Annotated in this window: 8 protein-coding genes; all 8 read right to left on the bottom strand. The window is 41.3% G+C overall.

Annotation, left to right across the window (positions count from 1 at the left end; translation table 11 throughout):
- Positions 1-14: 14 nt before the first annotated feature.
- Genes ACTJKC_RS23000 through ACTJKC_RS23035 form a run of 8 tightly spaced genes read right to left on the bottom strand, consistent with a single transcriptional unit; the run spans position 15 to position 12328 of the window.
- Entirely contained in the window at positions 15-1748 is a 1734-nt protein-coding gene (locus ACTJKC_RS23000) for a LamG-like jellyroll fold domain-containing protein (RefSeq protein ID WP_344849731.1), read from the bottom strand.
- A gap of 27 nt (positions 1749-1775) precedes the next feature.
- Entirely contained in the window at positions 1776-3458 is a 1683-nt protein-coding gene (locus ACTJKC_RS23005; protein WP_440795683.1) for a DUF5008 domain-containing protein, read from the bottom strand.
- 31 nt (positions 3459-3489) lie between these two features.
- A complete protein-coding gene (locus ACTJKC_RS23010) occupies positions 3490-4251 on the bottom strand; it encodes a hypothetical protein (protein ID WP_344849729.1) in 762 nt (253 codons plus the stop codon).
- On the bottom strand, positions 4242-5783 hold the full coding sequence (locus ACTJKC_RS23015) for a RagB/SusD family nutrient uptake outer membrane protein (RefSeq protein ID WP_440795685.1): 1542 nt from the start codon (positions 5781-5783) through the stop codon (positions 4242-4244). The genes ACTJKC_RS23010 and ACTJKC_RS23015 overlap by 10 nt, the downstream gene beginning before the upstream one ends.
- Before the next feature lie 12 nt (positions 5784-5795).
- Entirely contained in the window at positions 5796-8954 is a 3159-nt protein-coding gene (locus ACTJKC_RS23020; protein ID WP_440795687.1) for a SusC/RagA family TonB-linked outer membrane protein, read from the bottom strand.
- A gap of 35 nt (positions 8955-8989) precedes the next feature.
- Complete coding sequence (locus ACTJKC_RS23025; protein WP_440795689.1) at positions 8990-10030, bottom strand: DUF5007 domain-containing protein; 1041 nt, start codon at positions 10028-10030, stop codon at positions 8990-8992.
- Between the two features lie 10 nt (positions 10031-10040).
- A complete protein-coding gene (locus tag ACTJKC_RS23030; protein WP_440795691.1) occupies positions 10041-10715 on the bottom strand; it encodes a hypothetical protein in 675 nt (224 codons plus the stop codon).
- 14 nt (positions 10716-10729) lie between these two features.
- The gene (locus ACTJKC_RS23035; RefSeq protein WP_440795693.1) at positions 10730-12328 is read right to left on the bottom strand and encodes a RagB/SusD family nutrient uptake outer membrane protein; all 1599 of its coding nucleotides are present in this window, start codon (positions 12326-12328) and stop codon (positions 10730-10732) included.
- Positions 12329-12337 lie beyond the last annotated feature (9 nt).

A 12337-nucleotide genomic window follows, 5' to 3' on the forward strand; every position in this document is an offset into this window, starting at 1 on the left:
ATTAATATTTAAAGTTAATTAGTTGGTAATGCAACAGTTGGACTATACAATCTGCCTGTTAAACCCCATTGAGGCGAAACAGCAATATTTAACCAGTTGTAAATAAGCATTGGAATATCGACACCATTAGGTACTGAAAGATAAGCCGCAGGTGAAATATCGGGTGAGATATTTGGCGAAATTTCTTCGAAACCTGCAAATGTTACATTACTGCTGTAGGTAAAATTATTTCCCTTACCTGATTGATCGAGCATTTGGGTACCACTGGTTTCATTTCCAGGCCAAAAGCCAAGTAAGTTATTGTAAAAAGGCGTAGTTGTTTTAATCTGCGTCCTCATTACTGCAGCTACATCTGTTGCAGACATTGCTACGTTAAACAAGGCCACATCTCTGATTAAGATATTGGTTTGTGTATCGCCATTGGTTCCAACGTCGCCGCCTAATCTGAGCGGGATGCTGTTATCAATGTTTCTTCCATTTACAGATCCTGAATACCTGGTTAAACCATCCACATATAAAGTAAGTGTTCTTACATTGTTTAATAAACCTATGGTAAAGGCTACGGTGTGCCATCGTCCGTCGCGGATATCGATACCAAAACCCGGGCGAGGGTTGCCACCCCAATCTAACTGTGCAGAGTTTGCACCGAACAAGAAGCCCCATCCGGTAGATGAAACCGAGTTAAAAGCATTTCTTTTTGCAAGGAACATCGGATAGTAATTGGCCTGACCATAATCATCCCTAAATTTGAACATAAAGGTAAAATCGCCTGTGGTGCCAAAATTGCCGATTGAGGTGTTGTTTTGTATTGCTGTAACGTTCGAATTGGTTGTTGCAATAAAACGCGGACCGGTACCCACAAACGGATAGCTATTGGGATCTGGCTGTGAGATCATTACGGATGAAAAACGCGGGTTGTAAAAAGCGATGTAGGCATTTCGCGACGGATCGTTAAAAATATTTGAACCTGGTGCGCCACCAGATGGGCCACCGCCTTTATTTGAAGCAATTACCACCAGCCAGTTTTCTCCTGAATATCCTTTTCTGGCTTTTAGTGCGGTTAATATTTCACCAATGTAACCATCAATACTTTTTATAGCGGCAGCATAAGCAGGCGTTGCAGCTGTATAGCCATTGGCGGCGCCAGCGATTTCTGCACTGTGAAACTGCGCAACCACCATTGATGGGTTATTGCTGCTTAATTCGGTAACTACTCCGGCTTTTACCGCAGCATCATCGGCTACGTTCTGTTTTACGGTTGCATCAGCTGCAAGTTTATCGTTAAAAACTGTGGTTGAGGCGATTGAAACAGTCCGGGCATTATTTAACGAACTTTTAACCCGGGTAAAAATAGTAGGTGTATTTTGTAAGTTTAAACCGGCAAAATCTTCGGTTGTTACCTTATGCGTGGTATAATCGTAACCGGTTAACATGCTTGTCCATGCAGAAGCATTGGTAATTACATTGTATTTGTTATCGGCCAAACCATCGTATGTGTAGGTAGCTTTTGCATTAATCTGAGCCAGATTAGTGGGCGCCAGTGCTTTTATTGCAGCTCCTGTTACACCATCCAATACAATGTATAATACTTTTTTTCCAGCACCTAAACCTAAGGTATCGTTTCTGAAACTCTGCGGCAATGTATTTTCAAAATCCTTATTACACCCGGCGGCCATAAGGAATAACCCGAATACGAGGCAAAGGCCCGGATATTTTAAGGTTGCAGTTAATGTAAATCCTTTTTTCATCTGTTATTATATTTGAAACTATATTGATCAATTAGCAAAATTGAGGCGTATGATGTTGTGTGGCAAAGTGCCGTTAAAGCGAAGGATATCGCCCACCAGAATCACCTTTGTACCTGTGGCAACTGTAGTTTCTGCCATGTCGTAAATTGCACCCTGAAAACCACCCGTATTGTTGTAACCAACAGCTAAAGCTCCGTTGGCTTCTAAAACCATAAAACCCTGGCGCAGGTAATCGCCATATTTATTAAAAGAACCGCTTACAATAATTTTTCCGTTGTTAAGCTGGCCCACAAAGTTTGTGATACCGCCTGTTATGGGCTGGCCGGTAAAGGTTGTTACATTAGAACCATCGGCATTTAGCAGGTTAATACCCGAAGCTGTTTTACCGTTAAAACTGGTAAATGTACCTCCCACTACAATTTTGTTGGTGGTGGCGTTATATCTTATTGAAACAATGTCGCTGTTGGCACCTGAGCCTACATTGAAGCTGTTATCTACACTGCCATCAAGGTTTAACCTCACAATTCTGTTGGCCAGCGTTCCATTAAAGGTGCTGAATGTTCCTACCAGGATTAATTTCCCATCGCTCTGCATCATGGCATCTAAAATAATGCCGTTGGCACCTATTGCACTTTGGCGGGTAGATTTGTTGTAATGGAAGGTAGAATCCATGGTACCATCCATATTTACCCTAACCATCTGGCGCATCCGTGTATAATCGTACACTTTCTCATCGTAACTGGAATTGGGTAAGTACATCCGTTTGTAATTATTGAAATTACCTACAATGTACACCTGTTCGTTAAATACAAAGGTTTTTCTCACCACACCATCTACACCTGCGTTAAAAGTGGAAACTGTATCACCATTTTTATAGGTTTCCTGTGGTTTTGGGTTAATTACATCCCTGAGGACTAAACTATCCAATGAGCCATCGCCATTTAACCGGGCCACATTACTTAGGGTTTGGCGGTTAATACGTGTAGAGTTAAAGCTGGTAAAACTGCCGCCAATAATATATTTGCCAGCCTGTGATCCGGTTGAAATACGGGTAATCGAATAAATGGATTTATCGGCACCTCCCGCTCCTTTACCAAATTTAACCCCACTTGTAGTGTAGGCACCATCACCCGAAATTTGTGCAATCCCCCCGATAGGCAATTTTTCGGTTCCGTTTAATTCAAAATCATTAAATGCACCTCCAAGAAAATAATTACCGCCAGGTAAAGCCTCAATATCGTATATGGTACTGGAACTAAAACCATTGGTGTTGTTTGTTGCGCCATTAACCACTTTCCAGCTGGCATCAACACTTACTTTACCACCCACTTTAACAACCGGGCCAAAAAAACTTTGCCCCTGCGAGGTGATCCACATGCTGCCTGTGCTGGCCGTTAAAGGAACTTTGAACGTTAAGGTGCTATCGTTTGTAGATGCTTTAACCACTTCGGCTTCTATTTCATTTACAAATACTTTAAAATCGTTGATGTATTTGCTTAAGCCTTTTACCTTTACCGTTAAAACATCTCCGGCGTTTACCACATCTGGTTCGATCGTTTTAGAAACGAAAGTGAGATCCAGTGGTTTTTTACCGCCGGCATAAGGATCTTCTCCCAATCCTTTTTCCTTTTGGCAGGAAACCAATGCTGCTGTCAGGCATGTTGCCCCGAACAAAAACAGCTTAAATTTATATTTTATGTTAGTTAACATTTTTAGTCAATTTATGGATGAGATAATAAACCTATGGTGTTGGCGGATTAATACCGGCGGATATGGCCTGTTCGATAAAAACATTTGTATTAAAGCCAAAATTGTGCGTGATTTTAGTAAGCACATGCAAAACACCATTTGTGGGCTGAATATCTGAAGTGGCAACCGGAATATTAACCAATGATACCTGAGGATTAGACAGATCGGGAATATAAGCAAGGTACAACTGCCGGTAACCGGCATAAGCAACCCGCGAAAGCTCTTCTCCGTTAGCACTATACACCACAGCATCGTTAAATATTACCCCGATATTCATGATCCTGCCGCTGTAAGAGGTATAACCCTGACCCGGGTAAGCGAGGTATGATAAGGTATCGCGCTGCGGATAATCTTTCAGGCGGTTACTTCCTTTAAAAATGTATTGTGAAAGTATGTTCTTCCATACTTCAGGCTTGATTTGTGATAACTGCGAAACAGTATCTTTACCTGTTACCCTTAATCTTACATTTAATCCTTTGATGGATTTAAAGATAGAGCCACTAGGGGGCGCAAAAAATGTAATGTTCTCTTTGCTGATTACATCGGCCAGTCCGGCTAGTTTAATCACCGTGAGGGTTGAATCGAAAAACGGTTTCTTTGCTTCCATATACTGCATAATATTGCCATTATACTTTGCTTCGTGCACGCCCGTTTCTATGTAGTATTTTTTACAGCCGGTTAAAACCGACACCAGACAAATTACTGAAAATAGCAGTGTTTTATAATTCTTCATCATCATATCTATTAATTCCAAAAATTATTACCGATTAAAGCCGGGTTTGCACTACGCTCGGCAGCAGTAATGGTAAGCGGCCAGGTCCAGGCACCTGCATTGAGGTTGGCTACCGATATGGGAGAGTTGGTGAAATCTGAATTGAGTACCCTTTTTGTTCTTACCAGATCGAAAAAGAACTGCCCCTCGCCTATCAGTTCCCTGCATCTTTCCCTGTAAATTTCGTCTTTTAAATCCTGCCCGTTCTGTGTAATAAGTGGTGCATTGGCGGCTATGGTTACCCTGTTGGCAAAATCTCTAGCACCGCTTTCATCGCCAAGTTCTGCAAGGGCTTCGGCGGTTAATAAATAACAGTCGGGTAGTCTGAAAATAATGGCACTGTCATCACTTGTGATCGATATTGCACTGCCTGATCCGGTTGAATAAATATTTGCAAATTTTTTAAACTGGAAAGCTCCTCCCTGCGAATCATAGTTTTCAAACCAGGTGGTTATCCTTGCATCTGCAGAACCAGCGGGATAAAGTTTACGGATATAATCGCTTTGGTAAGTAATAGAGCTTTGGGTTTTGGTTACATTGCCCTGGTACGGATAATGTGATAAATAATAAGAAAGGCTGGCAGGTAAAGAAAAGCCTTCGCCATAGTTAAAATCCTGCAAAATACCGAACAGGTTTTCGGTGCTTCTTCCTTTAAAAATTTTCAGTGTATTGGCTGGGGTAACCGGTAATATTTTATAATTGCTATAAGTATCCAGTTCGGCAGCCAGTGTTTTTACGGCCTGGTAGTATTTGGTTTTATCACTGGTATCCCAGGCTGATGCCCACATATTTAAATGCATTAACAATGCCACTGCCGATGCTTTTGTTGGCCTGAAACCGTTAGAGGTGGCATCATTATAAAAAGCAGGTAAATCGGTTTTTGCCGCAGTCATATCTGCAATACACCTGTTCATTACCGTTACTTGTGGTGTTCTGCCCAGCGGCGTACTGTGGTAAGCATCTGTATAATAAATGGCATCGCCGAATAATTTACAGATAAACATGTAGCTCAGGTTACGTAAAAATACGGCCTCGGCTTTATATCTTTTTTTATCGGCATCGGGCAAACTTGATGAAGGCACTTTATCAACCTCAAAGTATAAAATGTTGGCCGCAGCAATTACATCGTACCATTCTTTCCAGCTCATGATGTTTTTCATCATGCCGTTAAACCGCCCGGAACTGGAAACAAGAAATTTCATATTATTGCCTGCAAGTGCAATAAAGGTATTTGCCCCATCGCTACTTAAACTTCCTATTGACACCTTATTGCCCCTCATTTCTAACGCAGGGAAGAATGCGCGGTCGTCATCATTAAAGAAAGTCGGTGTGCCTGCCACTTTCGATTTTAACCGTGAGTAAATTCCGTTTGTAAATCCTTCTACATCTTCACGGGTTTTCCAAAAGTTGTTTCCGCTCTGTGCTTCAATTGGTGTTACGTTTAGAAATTTTTTGCAGCCCAATGTGGTAAATACCAGTGCAGCAAACAGGACTATGTATTTTGTATTTTTCATCTGTCTAATTTTTTAAAACTCAATGTTTAAGCCTAGTGTAAACTGCTTTGGAGAAGGATAACCGCCTGAATCATCTCTACCTAAACTGGTCACATTCTCGGGGTTTGGACCAGAGTAACGTGTAATAAAACCAAGGTTTGCCGCAGTGGCATTGATGCTTACCCTGTTCATGCCGAACCTGCTGGTAAATTTTTTATCAAAGATGTAATACACTTTAACCGAGTTTAATTTAAAGTAAGAGCCATCTTCCTGAAAAGCCGTTTGGTTTAACCTGAAAGGATCGATGATGCCTGCACGCACAAAATCTAAAGGGTTGGCATAAGTGGCATTCTGACCAGGTGCACTCCAGTAGTTCAGCTGATCCAGCGGAACCAAACTGCCGAAATGTTTAAAATCAGTATAGTTCTGTAATTGTTTACCTAATGGGTTATTGATAATATCACGAACCAGTGTAAAAGAAGTATTTACCTCAATACTCCAGTTTTTCCATTGCAGGTAGGAATAAAATCCTCCGGTTATCTGTGGCTGCGAATTACCCGCAATAACCCTATCGTTACCATCCAGTACGTAATTTCCATCCAGATCGGTAAAAATAGGATCACCTGCCCTAAAATAATTTAAGCGGCCGGTACCCCCTACGCGATAAGGTAAACCGGTATTGGGATCAACAGGTACCTGGGCATTGGTAGAGTACACTCCTTTTGTGTTGTACAGGTAATTAGATAATGAGTTTGTACCCAGGCGATAATAGGTATCTTGTTGTAAAGCTTTATCGTAGTAAATAAAATCCCTCAGATTATCTGGCAATTGGGCAAGGATTTCCCTGTTGATGGCTAAGTTTCCGGATATTGTCCACTTAAACGGGCTGGAAGGACTTAACGGACGGGCAGTTGCCTGAAACTCCCATCCGTAGTTTACGTTACTGATTTCGTTAGAGGCCACTGTTTCGAATGAATTGGCACTCGAAATATCCTTGTACCTGAAAATATTGTCGTTTTGTTTATAATAGGTATCAAAAACGAACGACAAACGATTCTGGAATAAACTAAAATCAACACCAGCATTATAAGTGGTTGCTTTAGTAGGTTGTAAATCTAAATTTGGCAGCCTTTTTAAGTCCAATATGATCGAATTGGCATTATTATAACGGTTTCCTCCCACATATTTACCATAAGCATCAAAAACACCTCCTACCGGCTGTATATTAGAACCATAACTTAAACGGATATCGGCATAATCAACCCATTTAATGTTCTGCATAAACTTTTCCTTGTTAAAGTTCCATTTTAAAGCGATGGATGGATTGGCAATGTAACGGGCATTTTCGCCATTGGCCGAGTTGGCATCTAAACGATAGTTAAAATCCAATACATATTTTTGTTTATAGTTATAAGAAAATGCACCTGCAAAGGCCACGCTTCTGGCATCGTTATAATCGATGGTTCCGCCCAAAGAGGTCAGGTAATCTGTCATATTGGTTAAAGGCCCTCTTAACTGATCGTTCACCCCCCTTTCGTTTAGCATGGCATCGGCTTTAAAAAAGCTCGAGTTAATCTCTGTAAAGGCAAAAAGGTTAAATGTGTGTGTATCTTCTCCGGCAGCATCTTTTAAGCCATATACATAAGAAAACTGGTTACGGTTATATAATTTAGTGGCACGATCGTTATAGGTATAGTATTTCGATTGGTTGCCGTTTAATGCGGCAGGCGAAAAATTATCTTTTGTACTGGTATTATTGGTATAGTTTAAGAAAGTAGCGATCCTGAAATTTTTAAAAACCTCATATTCTGCATTAATGGTGGCAAAAGTTTGTAATGATTTATTATCATTATCAGTTTGCAATTGTGCCAACACCCCGCTTTGAGAGGAAAATAGCGATGGTGACGGCAGTAAGCTTGAGGCCTGGCCCGTAGTAGCTAAACCACTATTTAAGAACCCATTGCCACTGCCGACCTGTTGCTTTTGAATTGAATTTTGCAACTGACCAAACAACTTAAATTTAGGCGTTGGATTGTATTGCATATTCATGTTGAGGTTATACCTCGAATAGCCTGTATTTTCCTGTATGCCCGTTTCATCATAAGCACCTAAACCTACCTTATAGTTAAATGCTACATCGCCACCCGAAATGCTTACATTATGGGTTTGATTGAAAGTATTTCTGTAAAAATAGGATTGCCAATCGGTAGAGTTATTAAAATAGGCGTTTAAACTATCTGCTAAAATGGGATTATAATTGATCATGTCTATCGCATGGTTATAACTGGTATCATTTTGCAGAATCTGATTGATCCGCAACAGCCGTTCGCCTTTACCTCCAATAACACTGCGTAACTGAGGCACCATTGAAAAGAAAGATGCACCTGTATAACGGACTACCGGTATTTTAGAATTACCACGTTTGGTGGTTACTAAAATTACTCCATAAGCGCCTCTCGATCCGTACAAGGAGGTAGCAGCCGCATCTTTTAGAGTGGTAATGTCTTCAATATCTTCTGGCGGTATTTGTGAGATAGGCGATACACCCGGCCCGGCCTGTTGAAAACCATAGGAATAATTGGTATTATCATCAACGGGTACCCCATCAATTACAAACAGTGGCGAGGTTGGCGTTAAGAAACTTGAGCTTCCTGAACCTGATACGTTGATGTTTGAAATACCACGTAAGGTAATTGACCCCCTGAAACCCGGTGCACCTGTATTGTTCTGAATATTAAGACCGGCAACTTTACCCTGTAGAAGAGACATGATATCACTTGCAGGCTGTCCCTGGATATCTTTACCTGAAATGGTTACGGTAGAGCCCGTAGTTAAAGTTCTGGTTTTGGTTTGATAACCCGCCGTAACGGTTACTTCTTTCAAAGTAGCATTATCGCCCTGTAAAGTAAGGTTAATGGTGGTTCTTCCATTTACTTTTACGGTTTGCGTTACATAACTTAAATATTTAAAGGTAATTTCTGCATTCGATGCTACAGTTACCCTGTAACGGCCATCGCCATCAGTTTGGCCCAAAACCCTGCCAGCGCTTAAAATACTTACGCCGGGCATGGTTTCTTTCTTTTTCGATTCGCCGTCATAAACCGTACCGGTAACCGCAATTTGCTGTTGTGCCAGGGCGAGATTGTGCAAACCAAAAATCAATAAAATTACTATGCTGTAAAAATACTTCATTGGAAATATGTTTTGTTTGGATTTAGTTTGTTTCATCAGTCGTTATCAAATTTTGGTCTGTCGTTCTTGAACTGAAAGATAATTTCCCAATCCCCCTCCTCGTAGATCTTGAAATTTAAGGCGAGATAACAGTGAAGTAAAGCCGCACCAAATGCCTGCCTGTCGAACCTGAATACAACCCTTGCAGCGGCACCATCTGTTGTGGTGTACCGGGTAGGATATGCGGTTAAAGGAATAGGGTAAGCCACATCAAATTTTACTTTAGTAGCATCTTTTACCATGTTGAAACCGTGCACCAGATTGCCCCAGTCGGTTAAAGCGAATTTATTCGGATCGATTACCTGCGCCAGCGTATCTATAAATTTGAAACTGATGCTATGGCCTGAATAGCCTGGCAACCCTTTTGGCAGTTTATTAAATACTACGGCTACATCGTTGGACGATAAAAACTGGTTGGTTCTAACACCGGTAATGAATAATCCGGCCGGATTAACAGAGGTGGATGTTCCCTGCCCTGTTACCGGATCAAGCGGTGATGGTTCATACGGACGTTCGCGCAGCGGTGCAAGGCGCATGTTCTGAAAATATTTCCTTCCGCCGGTATTCGACATTTCCACATCAAAAACATAACCCGAATCCGGCTGGGCTTTAATCATGTTGGAATTAGCTTCCGCCCACATTAAAAACTCGCCAGAATGCGGACGTACTTCAAACAAAGGATGGTTTTCGATTACGCGTTTTGCCTCAATTTCTGCCAGCGATTTCTCGGTACCATCATAAGCCGTTTTCCATACCTTAACGGGATAAAGTTTGGTTAATTCGGGAGCAGGCTCGCCACCAAAGGTGCGCATGTTTACAATTTTAAAATCCAGCGGCCTGCTGGAGTTTCCATAGGTAAAATTGTTGGTAAATAAGGTATTTCTGCCTAAAGTAGGCTGATATAGAAACTGTGTGTACTGGCTGTCATTGGCGATAGACAACCTGTTATCCGGTAAATTTTTCTTACACGACACCAATGCGATCATCATACCTGATAGCATTATTGCTATACTAAGAAAGTATTTTTTAGTTTTCATCTTCATAAGGCTATTGGTCTAATCTGTATGTAAATTCATCAAACCCGAAATTGTGCAGTGGGGTTAAAATGTTTATGATTGCATTGTTGGTTTTAATATTAACTGCATTGGTAGTGGTGGTAATCCAGTTAAGTTTAATGGTTGAGCCAAACATATCGCTATACTCGAGTGTGGTTGCCCCTCCCCCAACAAAACCAGATGCATCTGCCTGTATGGCCTTAACATGCATCGGATAGCCGCCATCTATTGCAGTTACCGAAATACCATCAACCGTGCTGGCGTAGGTACCAGTGGTTAAATTACCCCTGACAATATATTTCGAAAGCATAAATTCCAGTTCTACCGGATCAGCAGTTTTTAAATAAACCGGAGCCCTGCCACCGGCCTTTCTAACCTGGTTTAAATACTTAACTGATGCTGCAAAATTTTCATTTACAGGTGCAAACAGGGTAACTTTCTGATTCGTTAGTGAATCTTTAAGGGCAGGAAAACGATCCAATACCAAAAGCAGCGAATCGAAGGTGTTGGGCTTAGATTTTAAATAATCCATGGCCGACCCTTTAAAAGTTTGTATTGTATTGGTATAATCGTAATATGGCGAGTCGCTTTTTTTACAGGCACTAAAATAAATGCCCGTTACAGCTACCAGCAACAATAGGCTATGCTTATATAATTTCTTTTTCATGATCTTCTGATTGATTATTGCCAATATGGATTTTGGGTAACCGAAGGGTTGGCGTTGATTACATCCTGAGATACCGGCCAATAAATTCCTCCGGCACGCTCAAACTGCGTGAAGGTAAGTGGCACGCCATTCTTCTTAATAAAGGTGCCGATAGAATTTTTAATTCTGTTGAAGCGTACAATATCGTACCATCTCCACCCCTCACCCATTAATTCTCTTCTGCGTTCTTCAAAAATGGCATCTATTAAATCTTTGCCCGATGCAGAATCGTAAGTATCTGTGCCCCTCAGGTTAGCAGCTTTGTTTAGTGCCGAAATGGCTTCATCACGTAAACCCAATACCGCACAGGCTTCTGCCCTGAGCAGGGTAATTTCCTCAATACGGCTAAACAGCATGGTTGAACTGAAAAGGGTTAAGTTACCAGAGGTTTGAGCAGTGTAAATCACCTTGATTTTGTTAAAAATAGGTTGCTCAGAAGGGAAATTGTAAAAATAATTGGTCCGGTATAAGCCTGTGGCAGGGTTAACGCCAAACCTTAAATCTCCCGGATCGGTAAATATTTTAAGGATGCTGTCTTTTGGCACAAACATCTCAGGCTGAGTTTTAGGAATAAACGGCGATGCCAGCGTTAACTGCTCAATGTGGCCGTTAGCCGTTGATAAACCATTACCTGCCTCAAATGGAAAACCAACCAGTACAGTTGCGCGTTTAAAAGCAAATGGACTATAATAGTTTACATTCTCTGTAAGGGCATCCATATCTAAATAAACAATCCCGTTAGAGCCGCTCCCGTTAGATTTGGTATAATTATCCAATACAAATTTTGAGTATGTAGCTGCATCGAGGTAATTGCCCTGCCAGGCTGCAATATGGGCTAAAATAATATAGGCCGATAAGCGGGTAAAAATATTTCCGTTCCAGCTTGCCCAGCCTGCGCCATAATAAAGCCCGGGTAAAATCGGATCGTCGCCACCATATTTAAAAGGCACCACTTGTGCTGCAGCTAATAGCTCGGCTGTAGCAAACTGTAAAACTTTTTCTTTACCTGTTCTGGGCAGCTGAACAAAATCGCCATCGTGAGATGAGGTTAACAAAGGCACATCACCCCAGATCCTAACCATGTAGAAATATGCAAATGCCCTTAATATTCTGGCCTGAGCAACATCTACATTATTGTTGATCGTGGTATAACGCGAATCTAAAGGTATAATCTGTTTAGAGCGTTCGATAAATAAGCTTGCGGCATTAATTACCGCATAAAACCTGCGCCAGTTGGTAATCCTGTTAATTACCGGATACTGTGCATTTAGTTGCCCCGTAACAATAGATTTTAGATCTGCACGGTTGGTAATCTGAAAATCGCCCTGGCGTAAATCGCCCATTAACCAGTGTGTGTTATCAGAAACGGTAGCCGAACGCATTAAACCATATACCGAAAGTAAGTTGGCGCGGGCATCTTCCAGCGTTTTCCAGTTGCTCTCTTCGGTAGCTAATCTTGTTGATTGTACATCATCAATTTTCTTACAGGAAAAGTTGCCCATACCAACCAGGGTTAGTATTAATGCCAGGGTAACCGACCTGCAGATACTAATTTTATAATTAGAATATTTCATATCAATAAT

Source organism: Pedobacter sp. 22226 (genome assembly GCF_052045455.1).
In the GTDB taxonomy this organism is placed as follows: Bacteria; Bacteroidota; Bacteroidia; order Sphingobacteriales; family Sphingobacteriaceae; genus Pedobacter; species Pedobacter jeongneungensis.

Coding starts and splice junctions, on each gene's coding strand:
- ACTJKC_RS23020 (WP_440795687.1), bottom strand. CDS start 8,954: ATGAAGTATTTTTACAGCATAGTAATTTTATTGATTTTTGGTTTGCAC.
- ACTJKC_RS23030 (WP_440795691.1), bottom strand. CDS start 10,715: ATGAAAAAGAAATTATATAAGCATAGCCTATTGTTGCTGGTAGCTGTA.
- ACTJKC_RS23035 (WP_440795693.1), bottom strand. CDS start 12,328: ATGAAATATTCTAATTATAAAATTAGTATCTGCAGGTCGGTTACCCTG.
- ACTJKC_RS23015 (WP_440795685.1), bottom strand. CDS start 5,783: ATGAAAAATACAAAATACATAGTCCTGTTTGCTGCACTGGTATTTACC.
- ACTJKC_RS23005 (WP_440795683.1), bottom strand. CDS start 3,458: ATGTTAACTAACATAAAATATAAATTTAAGCTGTTTTTGTTCGGGGCA.
- ACTJKC_RS23000 (WP_344849731.1), bottom strand. CDS start 1,748: ATGAAAAAAGGATTTACATTAACTGCAACCTTAAAATATCCGGGCCTT.
- ACTJKC_RS23025 (WP_440795689.1), bottom strand. CDS start 10,030: ATGAAAACTAAAAAATACTTTCTTAGTATAGCAATAATGCTATCAGGT.